15 protein-coding genes are annotated in these 17,783 nt (G+C 57.0%); 2 read left to right on the top strand and 13 right to left on the bottom strand.

What is annotated here, in order from left to right; genetic code table 11:
* Positions 1-46 precede the first annotated feature (46 nt).
* The 4 genes from hutU to hutI all read right to left on the bottom strand — a co-directional run bounded on the left by hutU (position 47) and on the right by hutI (position 5,333).
* On the bottom strand, positions 47-1,714 hold the full coding sequence (gene hutU / locus AACY26_RS05160) for a urocanate hydratase (RefSeq protein WP_339511600.1): 1,668 nt from the start codon (positions 1,712-1,714) through the stop codon (positions 47-49).
* Between the two features lie 29 nt (positions 1,715-1,743).
* Positions 1,744-3,069, bottom strand: coding sequence for a YjiH family protein (locus AACY26_RS05165; protein WP_339511602.1), 1,326 nt, complete (start codon positions 3,067-3,069; stop codon positions 1,744-1,746).
* A 115-nt stretch (positions 3,070-3,184) separates the two neighbouring features.
* Positions 3,185-4,126 carry a formimidoylglutamase gene (hutG, locus tag AACY26_RS05170; RefSeq protein WP_339511604.1) on the bottom strand — a complete coding sequence of 314 codons (942 nt, stop codon included), beginning with the start codon at positions 4,124-4,126 and terminating at the stop codon, positions 3,185-3,187.
* On the bottom strand, positions 4,116-5,333 hold the full coding sequence (gene hutI / locus AACY26_RS05175; RefSeq protein ID WP_339511606.1) for an imidazolonepropionase: 1,218 nt from the start codon (positions 5,331-5,333) through the stop codon (positions 4,116-4,118). The genes hutG and hutI overlap by 11 nt, the downstream gene beginning before the upstream one ends.
* 242 nt (positions 5,334-5,575) lie before the next feature.
* Between hutI and AACY26_RS05180 the strand changes: the two genes are divergently transcribed.
* Positions 5,576-6,181 (top strand): HutD/Ves family protein, encoded by a 606-nt coding sequence (locus AACY26_RS05180; RefSeq protein WP_339511608.1) that lies wholly within the window; start codon positions 5,576-5,578, stop codon positions 6,179-6,181.
* Between the two features lie 55 nt (positions 6,182-6,236).
* On the opposite strand, the gene AACY26_RS05185 is transcribed toward AACY26_RS05180, so the two are convergent.
* The 5 genes from AACY26_RS05185 to AACY26_RS05205 all read right to left on the bottom strand — a co-directional run bounded on the left by AACY26_RS05185 (position 6,237) and on the right by AACY26_RS05205 (position 11,281).
* On the bottom strand, positions 6,237-7,319 hold the full coding sequence (locus AACY26_RS05185) for a DmpA family aminopeptidase (RefSeq protein ID WP_339511609.1): 1,083 nt from the start codon (positions 7,317-7,319) through the stop codon (positions 6,237-6,239).
* Complete coding sequence (locus AACY26_RS05190) at positions 7,312-8,172, bottom strand: ABC transporter permease (RefSeq protein WP_339511611.1); 861 nt, start codon at positions 8,170-8,172, stop codon at positions 7,312-7,314. The genes AACY26_RS05185 and AACY26_RS05190 overlap by 8 nt, the downstream gene beginning before the upstream one ends.
* Positions 8,169-9,059: an ABC transporter permease gene (locus AACY26_RS05195; protein ID WP_339511613.1), complete on the bottom strand. Its 891-nt coding sequence runs from the start codon at positions 9,057-9,059 to the stop codon at positions 8,169-8,171. Before AACY26_RS05195 ends, AACY26_RS05190 begins: the two co-directional genes overlap by 4 nt.
* Positions 9,056-10,174, bottom strand: a complete 1,119-nt coding sequence (locus AACY26_RS05200; RefSeq protein ID WP_339511615.1) for an ABC transporter ATP-binding protein — start codon at positions 10,172-10,174, stop codon at positions 9,056-9,058. Before AACY26_RS05200 ends, AACY26_RS05195 begins: the two co-directional genes overlap by 4 nt.
* 69 nt (positions 10,175-10,243) lie before the next feature.
* Positions 10,244-11,281 carry a polyamine ABC transporter substrate-binding protein gene (locus tag AACY26_RS05205; RefSeq protein ID WP_339511617.1) on the bottom strand — a complete coding sequence of 346 codons (1,038 nt, stop codon included), beginning with the start codon at positions 11,279-11,281 and terminating at the stop codon, positions 10,244-10,246.
* A 242-nt stretch (positions 11,282-11,523) separates the two neighbouring features.
* Here AACY26_RS05205 and AACY26_RS05210 point away from each other — a divergent pair, with 242 nt between their 5' ends.
* A complete protein-coding gene (locus tag AACY26_RS05210) occupies positions 11,524-12,366 on the top strand; it encodes a MurR/RpiR family transcriptional regulator (RefSeq protein WP_339511620.1) in 843 nt (280 codons plus the stop codon).
* 77 nt (positions 12,367-12,443) lie between these two features.
* On the opposite strand, the gene AACY26_RS05215 is transcribed toward AACY26_RS05210, so the two are convergent.
* The 4 genes from AACY26_RS05215 to ettA all read right to left on the bottom strand — a co-directional run bounded on the left by AACY26_RS05215 (position 12,444) and on the right by ettA (position 17,352).
* Positions 12,444-13,520 (bottom strand): polyamine ABC transporter substrate-binding protein, encoded by a 1,077-nt coding sequence (locus AACY26_RS05215; RefSeq protein ID WP_339511622.1) that lies wholly within the window; start codon positions 13,518-13,520, stop codon positions 12,444-12,446.
* Between the two features lie 37 nt (positions 13,521-13,557).
* Complete coding sequence (locus AACY26_RS05220; RefSeq protein WP_339511624.1) at positions 13,558-13,899, bottom strand: cupin domain-containing protein; 342 nt, start codon at positions 13,897-13,899, stop codon at positions 13,558-13,560.
* A gap of 48 nt (positions 13,900-13,947) precedes the next feature.
* The gene (locus AACY26_RS05225) at positions 13,948-15,354 is read right to left on the bottom strand and encodes an NAD(P)/FAD-dependent oxidoreductase (protein WP_339511626.1); all 1,407 of its coding nucleotides are present in this window, start codon (positions 15,352-15,354) and stop codon (positions 13,948-13,950) included.
* Positions 15,355-15,684: 330 nt separating this feature from the next.
* Complete coding sequence (gene ettA / locus AACY26_RS05230; RefSeq protein WP_339511628.1) at positions 15,685-17,352, bottom strand: energy-dependent translational throttle protein EttA; 1,668 nt, start codon at positions 17,350-17,352, stop codon at positions 15,685-15,687.
* Positions 17,353-17,783 lie beyond the last annotated feature (431 nt).

Consider the following 17,783-nt stretch of genomic DNA (forward strand, 5'->3'; position numbering starts at 1 on the left):
TGCATCCATTACCCAGCCACTGTCACCAGTGGCTGGGGCCTAACACTTAGCGGTTGCCTAGCATAGGTAAATCAAGCCCCTGCTCCCGCGCGCAATCAGCGGCAATATCATAACCAGCATCGGCATGACGCATGACCCCTGTGCCCGGATCGTTACGCAAAACCCGGCCCAGTCGCGCACGCGCTTCTGGCGTGCCATCCGCCACGATCACTACACCGGAGTGCTGCGAATAACCCATGCCGACACCGCCGCCGTGGTGCAACGACACCCAGGTCGCACCGCCAGCAGTATTCAACAGGGCGTTAAGCAACGGCCAGTCAGACACCGCATCGGAGCCGTCGAGCATGCTTTCGGTTTCGCGGTTAGGGCTGGCGACCGAACCAGAATCGAGGTGATCCCGGCCAATGACTACAGGCGCCTTCAACTCGCCGCTGGCGACCATGTCATTAAAGGCTTGGGCCAGGCGGGCACGATCCTTCAAACCAACCCAGCAAATACGCGCAGGCAAACCCTGGAAGCTGATGCGCTCACGCGCCATGTCCAACCAGTTATGCAGGTGCTTGTCGTCCGGGATCAGTTCCTTGACCTTGGCATCGGTCTTGTAGATGTCTTCCGGGTCACCGGACAGTGCAACCCAGCGGAACGGCCCAATGCCCTGACAGAACAGCGGACGAATATAAGCGGGTACGAAACCGGGGAAGTCGAACGCATTGTCGACGCCCTCTTCCAGCGCCATCTGGCGAATGTTGTTGCCATAGTCGAAGGTTGGAATGCCCATCTTCTGGAAGGCCAACATTGCGTTCACATGCTCGGCCATCGACTGCTTTGCGGCCTTGACCACCGCATCGGCATCGGTCTGGGCACGGTCGCGATACTCTTCCCAGGTCCAGCCTTTTGGCAGGTAACCGTTAAGTGGATCATGGGCGCTGGTCTGGTCGGTGACCATGTCCGGACGCACGCCACGGCGCACCAATTCCGGAAGAATTTCAGCCGCATTGCCACACAGCGCAATGGAAATGGCCTTGCCTTCAGCGGTGTATTTGCTGATGCGCGCCAAGGCGTCATCCAGGTCTGTTGCCTGCTCGTCGACATAGCGGGTTTTCAAACGGAAATCGATACGGCTCTGCTGACATTCGATATTCAGCGAGCAGGCTCCCGCCAGCGTTGCCGCCAATGGCTGAGCGCCGCCCATGCCGCCCAAACCTGCAGTGAGCACCCAACGCCCGCTGAGGTTGCCATCGTAGTGCTGGCGACCGGCCTCGACGAAGGTTTCGTATGTGCCCTGGACGATGCCTTGCGAGCCAATGTAGATCCAGCTACCGGCGGTCATCTGGCCATACATGGCCAGGCCCTTGGCATCGAGCTCGTTGAAATGCTTCCAGGTCGCCCAATGTGGCACCAGGTTGGAGTTTGCGAGCAATACACGCGGTGCGTCGGCGTGGGTTTCAAATACCCCCACTGGCTTGCCCGACTGGATCAGCAGTGTTTGGTTGTCTTCAAGACGGGTCAGCACCTCGACGATCTTGTCGTAGCATTCCCAGTTGCGGGCCGCACGACCAATACCGCCGTAGACCACCAGCTCATTCGGGTTCTCAGCCACTTCCGGGTCGAGGTTGTTCATCAACATGCGCAGCGGCGCTTCGGTCAGCCAGCTTTTGGCGGTCAGTTTGCTGCCACGTGCAGCGCGGATTTCAGTGTCACGGAAGAGGCTCATAACAGGCTCCTTTGAAGTAGCGTCAAGGCTTAAATAAGGTTGAGTGAGTGCACCAGGTAGGCCAGCGCGATGCTGAATACCAGGCTTAAAACGGTGCGTTGCAGCCAGACCAACAACAGGTCGCGCAAGCGCAGGGGAATCCGCGTGGCAAGCACACAGGGAATAGATGCAGAGAGAAACAGCACGCTGCTGACCGAGACGATAGCGACGACAAACTTGACCATCACCTCGGCATCTTTAAGCAGTATTGCGGGGAGAAACATTTCGGCCAGACCCGAGGCAATAGCACCGGCAACCTGCATTGGATCGCTCACGCCAAGCAGCCAGGTCAGCGGATAAAACAGCACGCCCAAGGCATCGAAAATGGGGGTGTATTTGGCGGCCAGCAAACCCAGCAAGCCCACTGCCAGAATGCTTGGCAAAATGGCTGCCGTCATGCGCAGACCATCAACGAAGGTTTCACGCAGCGACAGCCACAAGGCCGGTGCCTGGCTGGCTTGGGTCAGGCCGGCGTTCCAGGCACTGGCAATACGGCTTTCCCCCGCCTTGAGTTCTGGCTCAGGCGTACTCTCGTCCGGCAGCTTCGACAGCGGATAGATGCGCGCGCTAACCGCCGTCACGCTGAAGGTGACCAGCATTGCGCTCCAGAAATACAGGTTCCAGCTGTCCATCAGGCCGAGCGTCTTGGCGATGATGACCATAAATGGCGCCGACACGGTGGAGAAGCCCGTAGCAATGATTGCCGCTTCGCGCAGGCTGTAATGACCCTGTTGATACATGCGATCAGTAATCAGCAACCCCACCGAATAGCTGCCGACAAAGGAGGCCACCGCATCAATCGCCGATTTGCCCGGCGTGCGCCAGATGGGACGCATGACCGGCTGCATCAAAACACCGATCAATTCGAGCAGGCCAAAACCGATCAGAAATACCAGCGCCAGCGCGCCCAGCGGCACGATCAGGGCGAGGCTCAACACCAGTTTTTCGAACAGAAATGGCAGCATGCCCGGCGCATACAAGGCTTGCGGGCCAAGTTCCAGCAGATAGGCAACACCGACCAGCAGACCAAACACCTTGAGCACACTGAACACCGTTGTGGTCAGGTCTTTGCGCCAGCTACCACTGAGCCAGGGCTGTAGCGCGCCGTAGAGCATAAACAACAACGCGATACCGATGACCAGCGGCCGCGCATGGGCTTGCAAGGCGCTGGCGGCATGATCAAGAAGAATGGTTGAGCGCCCACCGATGCTGAACGGCACAAAAAAGATCAACAGCCCAATCAGGCTGTAACCCAGCAGGCGCGCCAAGGCTCGTGACTTGGAAACGCCTGTCGTTAGCGACAGTTGTTCACTCATGACAACGCCCCTGCAACGAACCACAATCCAGCATCATCTAGGTTAGCGAAAACACTCATCGGATCATTCCTCACTGTTGTTTTTGTTGGAGAAATAGCTGTGTTGGGCCTGTGCGTCAGCCAGTCAGTGACAGCAGGTGAATCAACCGCGCCGCCACCCGTGCGGTGCGAGTGTCGATGTCATGGTTGGGGTTCAACTCGGCCAGGTCTGCAAGACGTAACTTGCCGCTGTCGCGGATCAACTCCAGCAAGGGTTCAAGCAAGGCCAACGGCACGCCTCGCGCTGCCGGAGCGCTCACACCAGGAGCTTCACACGCTGGCAGCACGTCGATATCAATGGTCAGGTAGATAAGGTCGCAGTCATCGATAAACCCCTGCACATCCGCTGCAATCTCAGCGAGGCTGTCGTGACGCATTTGCCGGTCTTCACGCACCAAAACATCCAACGCCTGCGCACGCTGAAAAAGCGCGCGAGTATTGCTCGCCCGGCTCACGCCAAGGCAGGCATAGCGAAACGGCCAATTGCGCTGCGCGCATTGCTCGGCAATTTGCGCGAATGGCGTGCCCGATGAGCGCACAAATGCAGGGTCACGCAGGTCAAAATGGGCATCGAAATTAATGATGCCAATGCGCGGCGCAACATCCTCAGCCATGTGCTGCGCAAGGCCTTGCCAGCTGCCAAAAGCAACCTCATGGCCGCCACCCAACACAATCGGCAAGTGCCCGGCGTCGAGCAATGCCGCAACGTTAGCGCCCAAGCGTTCCTGCGCCGCCTCAAGATTATCATCGGCGCAAACCACATCTCCGGCATCAAAAGCCGGGCCGCTGCGGTGCCAGGCCAGGTTCGCCAACGCCTTGCGAATGGCTTGCGGGCCAGCGGCGGCGCCGACGCGACCATGGTTTCGGCGCACGCCTTCATCACTGGCAAAGCCGATCAACGCAACACCGGGCTGCGCCGCAGTTGTCAGCGCTTGAATGCGCTGATGCCAGCGCGGGCTGTCTGCTTCCGGATCGGTACGACCCGCCCAGAGCTGCATTGAATGACGATCAACGGTCATGGGTCAGCACTCCGGCAAAGACACGTTGACGCAAACGGCCAGGCTGAACCGCATAGGCCAGTTCGGCAGGCTGTTGCACATCCCAGACGCACAGGTTGGCAGGCGCGCCGACCGCGATACGACCAAGGTCTTTACGCCCGATAGCTGCTGCCGCATGGGCTGTCATCCCGGCCAATGCTTCACGGGGAGTCATGCGAAATAGCGTGCAGGCCAGGTTGAGCATCAGGGTAGGAAAACAAATAGGTGAGGTGCCGGGATTCGCATCGCTGGCCAACGCCATTGGCACGGCGTTATCGCGCAGCAACTGAATCGGCGGTAACTGGGTTTCGCGCAAGGTGTGGAAAGCGCCCGGCAGCAATGTGGCAACAGTGCCGGCTTGCGCCATGGCTTTAACACCGGCCTCATCCAGAAACTCAATGTGGTCTGCAGAGAGGGCTCCGTAGCGAGCAGCCAAGGCACTGGCGCCCTGATTAGAGAGTTGCTCGGCATGCACCTTTATCGCCAGGCCGTGGGCTTGGGCGGCGATGAACACCCGCTCGGTTTGCGCAGGGCTGAAGGCAATGTTTTCACAGAACACATCCACCGCATCGGCCAGGCCTACACGGGCGGCGGCCGGGATCATCTGCTCGCAAACCAGGCTTATATAGCCGTCGCTGTCGTCAGCAAATTCTGGCGGCAAGGCATGGGCGCCGAGCAATGTTGTGGTGACATGAACCGGAAGCTGCTCGGCGAGGCGCCGAGCGACGCGCAGCATTTTCAACTCATCGGCGGTGGTTAAGCCGTAGCCCGACTTGATCTCGACGCTTGTGACACCATCATCAATCAGCGCCTGCAAACGCGGCAGCGCCTGCGCCAACAGTTCATCCTCACTGGCGTCACGCACGGCGCGCACTGAACTGATAATGCCGCCACCGGCACGGGCGATCTCGGCGTAGCTGGCACCTTCAAGGCGCAACTCGAACTCGGCGGCGCGGTTACCGGCAAAGACCAGATGAGTGTGGCAATCGACCAGGCCTGGCGTCATCACCCCGCCACGACCTGCTTCGTGAGCCCCTAGCGCGTCCTGCGGCGCGAAACCGGATTCTGGCCACAACCCTGCAATCACGCCACCCTTGACCAATACGGCCATGGGTTCGGGTTGGGTCTGCAATCCATCAAAAACTGTGACATCACGCCAGAGCTTTGCATCTTGGCTGGACAACGGCATAGGAATGCTCCTTAATTCTTATGTATATACAATAGAAGTGATTCCGAAACGGGTCAAGCCCCTTCCCGTCGGTTTTTCGAACGCACTCACACCCGCGCAACTGCCAGAAAGCTATTGTTCAAGCGCTTAAAACAGCGCTATCTTGCAGCACAGGATCTGCCAGCGATGAACCCAGCAACAGAATCCGAGGCGTTCAGGTTTTAACTCGACACAATGTATATACATTTAACAAGGCTTTGATTATGGGCATCCGCAGTTTCAACCTGGCAAACGCCAAGCACATGCCATGGAAAAACGGCTCGGGCAGCACGGCTCAATTGGCTATTTCGCCAGAGGACGCCCGCCTCGATAACTTTGCCTGGCGTATCAGCAGCGCCAAGGTTGGTGCTGCTGGCGATTTCTCCAGCTTTATTGGGATTGATCGTAGCTTGGCGATATTGACTGGCGCAGGCTTGCGCTTGAACGCTCAAGGCAGCGCCCCGCTGCTGCTGACATCAGCCTCTGACCCTTGGGTGTTTCGCGGCGAAACGCCGGTACAGGCCGAGTTGATAGACGGTGAAGTGACAGACTTCAACCTGATGACTCGCCGTGCCGACTGGACCCACAGGCTGCAAATGCTGGAGATCAACGCCAACCACAGACTGGCAGCATCCGCCCAGACAAAGGTAATGATGATTTATTGCCAGTCAGGCGGGCCGCTGAGCTGCCAATTCGCGGGCACACAGCGTGGACTGGTCGCAGGCGAAGGCCTGCTGCTCGACGAGGATGAAGCCAGGCAAGCGCTGGCTATCAGCACGCAAACGCCTAGCAAGTTGTATATCGCCCACCTGCAACAAATCGCTACTTGATAGCTGGCTAAAAGCTGCGGCGCAGAGCCCGGCTGCGGATGAAAACCCGACCTAATCAGCCCGGCTGCATCATCGCCAGCAATCGCTCGCCATCAATTGCCGGGCAAATGCCTTCGGGCTTTTGCATAGGCGCGTCTTCTGCCGCCAGCATGGCGTTTAGCACAGCCTCTTCTGTGGCTTGCACTGTCGCCAAATAGATTGCGTCGAAGCACTCATCACTCAGGTATTCAAGGTTTTGCCTGGCCAGCCCCAGTTGTGGCAATGGCCGCGGGTTGGCGACGCTGAAAGCAAGAAATATATCCCCGGAATTATTACCGCCTGGACTACCGCCCAAAGCAATGCCAAGGCCTGCACGTTGCGCCAGGCGCTTAAGTTGGTGAGGCAGCAGTGGCGCATCAGTGGCGATGACCACGATGATTGAGCCACGCTCACGATCCAACCCGGTAGGCGCAGCCTCCTGCCAACGTTCGCCGACTGGCGTGCCCAGCACTTTGAACCAACTTCGCTGGCCATGATTGGCCTGCACCAATACGCCGAAGCTGTAGTTCTGGCCGTCTATTTCGAGGATTCGCGATGCCGTGCCGGAGCCGCCTTTGAAGCCATAGCAGATCATGCCGTTACCGCCCCCGACATTGCCTTCGGCAATAGCACCACTTGCGGCTGAATTTATGGCAGCGAGCGCATCAGCTTCAGTCACGTGCTGACCGTTGATGTCGTTAATCACCCCATCGTACGTTTCAGCGACCACCGGCATCGCCCACAAATGCTCGGCTTTCCAAGCGTCGGCGAAGTGGTTGATGGTCCAGCGCGTGGCGGCATGATGCACAATGCCTACGCTGTGCGAGTTGGTGATGCACATTGGCCCGACAAAATAACCACCATGCTCTATCCAGTGCGTGCCGGTCATTTCACCATTGCCATTGAGCGCATGGAAACCTGCCCAAACCGGCTGCGGCTCGGACTGATAACCGCGCGGCAAAATTGCCGTGACCCCGGTTTTCACCCGTTTGCCATTGGCCGCAACTGCGTCGAGCGTTTGATAACCAACCAGCACACCAGGCACATCGGTAATGGCATTGTTCAGGCCGGTTTTGCCGGGCATCGGCAGACCGAGTTCGCGGGCGCGGAGCTTAGCCATGTGTGTCTTCCTTGGTTGTCACGGGCTGACGGCTGCGCAGGTATAAACCGACGGCAGCAATAATGAATGAGGCAATCAGCAGCAGTGTGGCGATGGCGTTGATCTCGGGCTTGATGCCCCTGCGGATCATGCCGTAGATATAGACCGGCAAGGTTGTCGAGTCGACGCCGGAGATGAAGTAGGTAATCACCAGGTCGTCCATCGAAATGATAAACGCCAGCAAGGCGCCACCTATTACCCCCGGCAGGATCAACGGCAAGGTGATGCGCCGGAATGTGTACAAAGGCGATGCCCCCAGATCTGCCGAAGCTTCTTCCAGCCGTGTATCCATACCTGCCAGGCGTGCGCTGACAACCAGGAACACATAACTGATCAGGAAGGTGCAATGACCGATGATGATCGATGTCTTGCCCAGCGGCATGCCGACGCCGACGAAAAAAATCAGCAAGGCGATACCCAGCACAATGTCAGGCATCAGCATCGGCATAAACATCAACACCCGGTAAAAGCCCTGCAAGCGGAAACGGTAACGCGCCAAGGCCAGCGCCATGAACGTACCGGCAACCGTTGATATGGCGGTAGTACTCAAGGCAATGGTCAGACTGGTGCGCAAGGCCGCCAACAACTGGTCAGTGGACTCGACGTACATCTTGCTTGAACCAAGGCTGTTGGACAGGCCGAACAAGGAGCGATACCAGTCGAGCGAAGCACCATTCCAGATCATCATATTGATCGGATTGGAGTTGAAGGAATACACCACGATCAACCCGATCGGCAGGTACAAAAAGATAAAGAACGCCAGGCTGTAGCCGCCGAGCAGGCCGCGCCCAAGTCGCGCAAGCAGTGAGTTCATGATGCACCTGCCTTGTTGCGGCTCTGGGCCAGCACATTGAGGATCAGGCAGACCAACACGGCCACCATCAGCAGCATCGCCAGCGCAGCACCGAATGGCCAGTTACGGGCGGCAAGGAACTGTTGCTCGACCAAACTGCCTATCATCAAGACCTGGGCGCCACCGAGCAAAGACGGCACGATGAAGTTACCAAGGCTGGGGATAAACACGATGATCGAACCCGCCGCGATGCCTGGCAGGGTCATGGGGAAAATAATCTTCCAGAAACTCCGCCAGCGGCTGGCGCCCAAGTCGGCTGAAGCTTCCAGCAGGCGACGGTCGAGCTTCTCGACACTGGCGTAGACCGGCATGAACATGAACGGGATGAAAATGTAGGTCATGCCGATCAGCACGGCGGTTTCGGTGTAGATCAGGTTGATCGGTGTATTGATGCCCAGCGCCAGCAGCGTGGTGTTGATAAAACCACTGGGCCGCAAAATCAGTACCCAGGCGTAGAGCCGTATGATCAGGCTGGTGAAAAACGGCAAGGTGATGAGAAACATGCAGAAGTTGCGCATCTTCTCCGGTTGCCGGGCAACCCAGAACGCAGCGGGATAACACACCAGTAGCGTCAGGAGAACGGTGATCGCCGCCAGCTTGAACGAGCGCAGGATGATTTCAAGATAAACCGGGTCGAACTCTTCAAGCGTGCCATCTGCCCAGCCCAATACGCGACCGAAATTGTCTGGATAAAAGTTCCACTCGACCCCGCCGTAGAGACCGGGCTCAAGCAAGCTGTAGGTGGCCATAATCGCCAGCGGTGTGAGGAAGAACAGGCCAATCACAAATGTCGCGGGGCTCAGCAGGCCAATCAATTGCAGGCGCCGGCGGCCCTCTATAGTGCTCATTGCTTGGCCTCGTCGATCAAGTGAACGCTGTCGGCCGCATACCAGAGTTGCAAGCGGCTGCCCGGCTGCAGACGATGCAGATCATGGCGCCCCGTATCACGAATAACCGCCTTGACCTGGCTGCCCTGATCAGTACGCAGGCTAACTTCGAAATCCTTGCCGACAAACAGTGTCTGCTCAACTTTGCCTTCCAACGCGGCGCCGTTGGCATGAGGCCTGTCGAGCTGAAATTGCTCAGGTCGCAACATAGCCTGCAGCTTTTGTCCGACCTGCAGCTTGCGGCTTGGCACAATCAACAGATCGCCCGCTTCGCTGAGCAGTTCGGTGCCCTGGGCATTACTCGCCCGGACGCTGACATCAAACAGATTGCTCTCACCGATAAAACCCGCAACAAAGGCATTGGCCGGGCGATCATAAATCTCGGTTGGTGTGCCGATTTGCTGAATATGGCCACCGTTGAGCACGACAATGCGATCAGACATTGTCAGCGCCTCTTCCTGGTCATGGGTGACGAAGACGAAGGCGATCCCCAACTCATGCTGCAGCTTTTTTAGTTCACGCTGCATGCTTTGACGTAATTGGCGATCAAGTGCCGACAGGGGCTCATCGAGCAGCAACAACGCCGGACGGTCGATCAAGGCACGGGCCAGCGCCACCCGTTGTTGTTGGCCGCCGGAAAGCTGTCCCGGCTTGCGCCGTTCAAGGCCGCCGAGCCCCACCAGTTCAAGGGCTTCGGCAATTCGCTTATGGCGTTCGGCCTTGCCGACGCCGCGTACTTCAAGCGCATAGCCAACATTGTCACCAACACTCATGTGCGGAAACAGCGCATAGCTCTGGAACACCGTGTGCACCGGCCGCTGATGAGCAGGCACGTTGTTCATTGGTGTGTGCTGGATCAGCAATTCACCGCCGTCCAGTTGTTCGAAACCACTGATAACGCGCAGTAACGTGGTCTTGCCGCAACCAGAAGGCCCAAGCAAGGTAACGAACTCGTTGGCCCCGACACTCAAGTCGATGCCGTCAAGTGCATGCACCAGATGACCTTCGGGCGCACGGTAATGCTTTACCGCACCACGAATTTCAACGACAGGCGCAATATGGGTGTAGACGCTCATGGGTAACTCCGTCCCGGCCTCAACAGCCGGGATTCACAGCGGGAGATTGGGCGGCGGGTCGCCAGCGACTTAGTTGGCGGTGCGCACTTTGGTCCAGGTGCGGTCGTACTGTTTCAGTGCCTTGCCGATATCCTCGAAGATCTGCAGCTTGGCCATCACATCAGCCGGGGGATTGATCTCAGGGTCATTGCGCAACTCGTCAGGCAGGAGCTTTAGCGCCGCCTTGTTCGGTGTGCCATTGGTCTGTTGCTCGGCATTGAGCGCGGCGATTTCAGGCTTGAGGAAGAACTCCATGAAGCGCTTGGCGTTGGCCTTGTTCGGCGCACTCTTGAGTACGCACATATCTTCTTGATACATAGTCGCGCCGCCTTTGGGAATGACATAGGCAAGCTTCTCCGGCTCTTGCCTGACATACATCTCGGCGCCGACAAAATACTGCGCGGCAACCGCATCGCCCGACTGGACCATAGGCACGCTGTCATAGGTGAAAGCTGAGATTAAGGGTTTGCGTTCAAGCAACCAGTCTGCAGCCAACTTCAGGTCGTCACGGTTGGTGCTGTTAACCGACTTGCCGTTCTCAATCAGGCCCACACCAAGGGTTTCGCGCATGTCATCAAGCATGATGACTTTTTTGCCCGCCTTGGCTTCGGCAAAGAAGTCATCCCAGGTTTCGATCGGTTTCGACACCTTGGTCTTGTTGTAGAAAATACCGACTGTGCCCCATGCGTACGGCATGCAGTATTCGCCCTTGGGGTCAGACTTGGAGCGCAAGAATTGCGGGTCGATATTGGCAAAGGCCGGGCTTTGGTTGATGTCAGTCTTTTCCAGTAATCCCAACGCGGCCATGCTGTCGTGCATATGCACCGACGGGAAGACGATATCGTAGCCACTGGCGCCCGCCTGCAATTTGGCCAGCATTTCCTCGTTACTGCCGTAGGTGTCGAGCGAAACCTTGATACCGGTTTCAGCAGTAAAGCGATTTAGGACTTCGGGGTTGATATAGTCGCCCCAGTTGTACAGGTGCAGTTCTTCTGCGGCGGCTACGCCATTGGCGAAGAGAATTGCACCAAGCGCGGTACAGAACGTGGTTTTACGCAGTGTCAGCATGTTCCTGTTCTCCGTTTGAGGCCGTGCTGGTTGAGCACGACCGCTGTAATTGTTGTTGCGGCAGGAATGCGAGACAGCGGTGCGGCAGGGTGGCTTTTTTTATGCTGAACAAGGCCTGACCCATGCTGCCGTCAACCGGCGTCTCTTTGCGATACAGCTTGAGAGTAGAATATATTTATTCCAAAGATCAATACTTTGATATATTAATTCCAGATCTTTTTATCATAACCAGGGACACGCACATGCTCGACAGCAGGATGGAACGCCTTGAAGGCAAGCTGACACCGGCTGAACGTACGTTGCTGGCCTATATCCAGGCCAACCAGGAAACGCTCGCGTTCGAGACCGGAGCAACGCTTGCAACCAAGAGCGGCGTCAGCCCCAATACTGTCAGCCGTTTTTTGCGCCGCCTGGGTTACAAAGGCCTGAAAAGCCTGAAAGAAGAGCTGCGTGACGATGTGCGAATGCAGTCACTGCTCAACACCACCCTGATCGAACGCATGCAGCAACCGGAAGACCTGGTTGCTCACTTGCATCAGGAAGTGGCCGCGCTCAACGAGTTTGCCGACCAGCTTGGCAGTCAATATTGGCGCGATATCGTCGCTAAGGTGAGTCAGGCCGAGCGGGTATTTGTCTGCGGTTTCCAGACCATTCGCGGTTTGGCTGAAGACTTCGCCAACCGGTTGGCACTGGTGCGCTCCGGTGTCGAGTTTCTTGATCTGTACAGCGGCGTGCTTGGGCAGTGGATCGACAGCCATGACCAGCGCTGCTGCGTGATTCTGATCGACATTGCGCCCTACGCCGACGCTGGTATTTCCTTCGCCCAGAACTGCCTCAGGCAGGGTACCGACCTGGTGGTTTTCACTGATGAATACGGCATCGCCAAGCACATCGATACGCCCAATATCATCACCATGAAAACCAAGACGGGTTTGATTCTGGAGTCAACCGGCGGTCTGACCAGCGCCTTGAACGTGCTGCTGCACTGCGTAGCCACTCAGCATAAAGGCCAGCTCAAGGAGCGCCTGAATGCTTACCGGGACCGGGTCGAAAGCCTGCGGCTGTACCGCGCAACCAGCAAGTAACAGCCCACAGACTTGCGCCACTTGAATGTAGCCAAAAAAAATCCCGCGATGTGCGGGATTTTTTTGGCCGGGCGCGATTAGATCCCGCTCTTTACCTTGCTCCAGATCCGCGTACGAATACGGTCAATCTTCAGTGGCATGGCTTCGAGGGTGTAGAGCTTGTCCATGGTTTCCTGCGGCGGATAAACCTTGCTATCAGCCTTCAACGCGGGGTCAACCAGACTATCGGCAGCGCTGTTGCCATTGGCGTAATGCACGAAGTTAGTGATATTGGCCATCACTTCGGGTTGCAGCAGGTAATTCATAAATGCATAGCCCGCCGCCTCATTCTTGCTGTCCGCAGGCATGGCAACCATGTCGAACCAGAGCGGCGCACCCTCTTTCGGCACGACGTAATCAATATTGACCCCGTTTTTAGCTTCTGCTGCACGAGTCGACGACTGCAAGATGTCACCCGAAAAACCGACAGCCACGCAGATGTCGCCGTTGGCTAGGTCACTGACGTATTTCGACGAGTGGAAATACAACACGTTCTTACGCATTTGCAGGAGCAAGGCTTCGGCTTTTTTGTAATCGGCCGGGTCTTTGCTGTGGTGCGGCAAACCCAGGTAGTGCAACGCAATCGGCAGCAGCTCAGGACCATTGTCCAATACGGCAACACCACACTTGCTCAGCTTCTCCATGTTTTCTGGTTTAAAGATCAGATCCCAGGAGTTAAGCGGCACATCAGGCCCCAACACCTCTTTGACCTTATCGACGTTGAAACCGATACCGGTCGTACCCCATAGATATGGAAAACCATGCTGGTTACCCGGGTCATTGGTCTGCAAGGCCTTGAGCAAAGCAGGATTAAGGTTTTTCCAGTTAGGTAGCTTGCTCTTATCCAGCTTCTTGAGTGCCCCTCCCTTGATTTGCCGCGCCATGAAATGGTCAGAAGGAAAGACCACGTCATATCCCGAATGCCCGGCCATCAACTTGGCGTCTAGCGTCTCGTTGCTGTCGTAGACGTCATAGTGATTACCAATCCCCGTGGCCTTTTGAAAGTTTGCCAGGGTGTCTGGAGCAATATATTCAGACCAGTTGTAGATGCGAACTGTCTCCGCCGCGTGGCATGTGGAAGCCAACAACAGCATCGGAATGAGTTTCTTGAACATGGTTATTACCTCTATTTCTTGTTGTTGTTCTTATCTGCTAAAAAATCAGCACATAGCTTTTGCGCAGGGTTTCCTGGATATCCCAAACGCCCATTGAATTAGCCGGAAGCAGAATTGCATCACCGGCTTCAATCAGCACGGGCTCGCCGCCATCTGGAGTAAAGGTGGCGCGACCGGCGATAAAGTGACAAAACTCCTGCTGCACAATCTGCCGCCGCCAGCGGCCAGGCGTACATTCCCAAACACCGGTTTCGACGCCGTCGGAGCGCTCGACACTGTGGGTCGAAGCGATTGCAACGGGTTCGCCGAGCGGCACGGCAACCGGATTGGATTCATCCAGCAAAAGAGTTGCGGTCTGTTTGAATTGAGTGATGCTCATGGTTGTGCCCCATTGGGTTTTGACATTGTTCTGCTGTAGCCAATGCACTCAGCGCATCAGGCCTTCCATAAATCCGGCCAAGCGCTGGGCAAGTTGACGCCGCCAAGGCGCAGTTGCGGGGTTGGCCAGCACGCGATCTTCGTGCACAAAACTTTTGATAATGGCGTTGTAGCCAAGCCAGCGGCATGGCTCGGGCTCCCAGCCTGATAAGCTGCGCAGCGACGTATCGCCAAGCACCCAAGGCTGCTGAGTCAGCTGATTGTCTTGACCGAGGATCAGCGCCGCGAGCGTACGCCCACCCAGATTGCTGGCACCGACGCCTTCGCCGCCGTAACCACCGGACAAAGCCAGGCCCGCTTTACGGTCAATCAGCATATGTGGGCGGAAACGTCGGGCGACGCCAAGGTTGCCGCCCCATGAATGGGTCAGCCGGACATTGCGCAATACCGGAAACAACTCACCGAACAAGTAGCGACGCAGTTCGAGTTCGTGTTCGTTAAGGTTGAAGTCGCTGCGTAAACGACCACCGAACTGGTAACCACCGCGCGCTCCAAAGACCAAGCGATCATCTGCGGTGCGCTGCCCGTAAGTAACCTGCCGACTGTTCTCGCTAAACGCCTGACCATGCTCCAGACCTATCTGCGCCCAGGTCTCAGCAGGTAACGGCTCGGTCGCGACAATCAAACTCTGCACCGGCAATTGATAACGCCCGAGTGGCGGCAATGACGCGGCATAGCCTTCAACCGCTGGCACCAGCCAATCGGCTTTTACCGAGCCTTGAGCGGTGCGCAGCAGCCCCGAATCCCAGTGGGTAACACGACTCTGCTCATAGATTTTCACGCCCATGCGCTCGACGCACTCAGCCAGGCCGCGAGCCAGGCGTGCTGGTTGGATGGTCGCGCAATGGGGGCTGTACAAGGCGCCGTAAGGGTTGGCGATACGCAACTGCCCGGCCAGCTCAGTGGGTGTCAGCCAGCGGTAATCTTCTTCACCCATGCCTTGCGCGCGGACAGCTTGTAACTGTGTGCGCAGCGCAACTTCCTGTTCCGGGTAGCGGGCTGCGCAATACAGCACGCCGCCCTTGCGGTAATCACAGTTGATCGACTCCCGCGCCAGCACCTCGGCAACTTCATCCGGAATCCCGTGCAGCAGTGCGTGGGAGGCATGTCGCGCCGGGGCTGAAAGTCCGGCAAGCAGTCGGTCGCTGCCGAGCAAGTCACCAATCAGCCAGCCGCCATTACGCCCCGAAGCGCCAAACCCCGCAGTTTGCGCCTCGACGATCACGATTTTGAGCTGTGGTGCTTGGCGCTTCAGGTAATAAGCGGTCCACAACCCGGTGTAGCCAGCACCAATGATGGCTACATCCGCTTGCAGATCCTCGCCTAATGCTGGGCGGGCATGCAGCGGTTGATCGAGCTGATCCATCCACAGACTGATGTTGCGCCAGTTGCTCACGCTAATGCTCCGCTCAATTTCAAGTTGAACGCAGACTATTAACTCGCCCCTTGGCTTGTCTTGCGTGCGGGTACGCAAGGAAAAAATTGCGGGCTTAAGCTGCGACAACACCAGGCGTGTCCATCATCACCTGCGCGCACACCCGAATACTCCAGACCGCAATGCGGGCCGTCGTAGGGTGCGGCAACGCGAAGCTTGCCCACCATATCCTGCGCTAACACCCTGAATATCCGAGACCTAAGCAGTGGCCGAAAAGAGTGTTAACCCCACAAATTTCTGGCAAAAAAAACCGGCCTCAGAGGCCGGTTTTTAACTCAACTCAAGAAGGCCTTACTGCGCAAGCTTCTTGTGGCGCACGCGATGCGGCTGAGCAGCTGCATCGCCGAGGCGTTTCTTGCGATCGGCTTCGTACTCGGTGTAGTTACCCTCGAAGAACTCAATGTGCGAGTCATCTTCATAGGCCAGGATGTGCGTGGCAACACGGTCAAGGAACCAGCGATCGTGCGAGATCACAATGGCGGCGCCAGGGAAATCGAGCAATGCTTCTTCCAGCGAACGCAAGGTTTCCACGTCGAGGTCGTTTGAAGGTTCGTCGAGCAGCAAGACGTTGGCGCCCTCTTTCAAGGTCAACGCCAGGTGCAAGCGACCACGCTCACCACCGGAGAGGTCCTTGACGAACTTCTGCTGATCGCCACCTTTGAAGTTGAAGCGACCGACATAGGTACGCGACGGCACTTCATAGTTACCAATCTTGATCATGTCGGCGCCATCGGACACCGCTTCCCACACGGTCTTGCTGCCGTCGAGGTCTTCGCGGCTCTGGTCTACACAGGCCATCTGCACGGTTTCACCGATTTCGATGCTGCCCGAATCTGGCTGTTCTTTACCCATGAGCATGCGGAACAGGGTCGACTTACCTGCACCGTTACCGCCGATCACACCGACGATGGCACCCTTTGGCATGCTGAAAGACAGGTTGTCGATCAAGGCACGATCGCCGTAACCCTTGCTGACGTTGACGAAGTCGATGACCTTGTCACCCAGGCGCGGGCCGGCCGGGATGTAGATTTCATTGGTTTCGCTGCGCTTCTGGAATTCCTGCGACTGCATTTCCTCGAAGCGTTGTAGACGAGCCTTGGATTTTGACTGGCGTGCCTTGGCGCCTTTGCGCACCCACTCCAGCTCGTCCTTCATGGCTTTTTCATGAGCCGACTGTTGCTTGGACTCCTGGGCCAGACGGTCCGACTTGGCCTCAAGCCAGCCCGAGTAGTTGCCTTCGTACGGAATACCCGCGCCACGGTCGAGTTCGAGAATCCAACCGGCTACGTTGTCGAGGAAGTACCGGTCGTGGGTGATCGCAACCACAGTACCCGGGAAGTCATGCAGGAAGTGCTCAAGCCAGGCGACCGAATCGGCATCCAGGTGGTTGGTAGGTTCGTCGAGCAGCAACATATCCGGGGCCGACAGTAGCAAGCGGCACAGCGCAACACGGCGCTTCTCACCACCAGACAGGTGTTCAACCTTGGCGTCCCAGGCTGGCAAACGCAGAGCGTCGGCAGCCACTTCCAACTGGCGCTCAAGATTGTGACCGTCTGAAGTCTGCAGGATGGCTTCAAGCTTGGCCTGCTCGGCGGCCAGCTTGTCGAAATCGGCATCAGGCTCGGCGTAAGCGGCATATACCTGATCAAGGCGTGCCTGGGCATCCTTGATCGCGCTAACGGCTTCTTCAACCACTTCACGCACGGTCTTGCTTGGGTCGAGTACCGGCTCCTGCGGCAGGTAACCCACGTTCAACTCGGGCATTGGACGCGCTTCGCCGTCAAACTCGGTATCGACACCCGCCATGATCTTCAGCAGCGTGGATTTACCCGAGCCGTTAAGGCCTAGCACGCCAATTTTGGCGCCAGGGAAAAATGACAGGGAGATATTCTTGAGGATTTCCCGCTTCGGCGGCACAACTTTGCTCAGCCGATGCATGGTATAGACGTATTGGGCCATGGATAACCTTGATACTTAGACAGGAAACTGGGACACGGGCATGCCGCCTTACGGACAGAGCACGGCGATACACTCGCTGCGGCTACTGGCTCCGTGAATATTGAGAACGCATAACGATTCCGACGACCGGTTTTAAATACCTAGCAAATAGTTATGGAGGCCAATTTACCTAAGCAAATAAAGGCTTCAAGCTATTGTGACTGGCTTAAACCCTTACACAGAGAATCTGTTTACAGGTTCTTACGAGCATGGATTGCTCGCGCGTGAGTTGCAAAGCTACCGGAATGCAGGCTGTAGGGCAAATTACACTCGTCGGACGGGCTGGCACTTTGCCACAATTGTGGCATGCTTGCGGGCCGCGCGCGTTCGACTGTTCGCAGTGTGCAAACTTACCTATTGAGCCAAACTTTCAGCACCTTTTGTAGCTGCCA

Source organism: Pseudomonas sp. RL_15y_Pfl2_60 (genome assembly GCF_963970595.1).
Lineage (GTDB): Bacteria > Pseudomonadota > Gammaproteobacteria > Pseudomonadales > Pseudomonadaceae > Aquipseudomonas.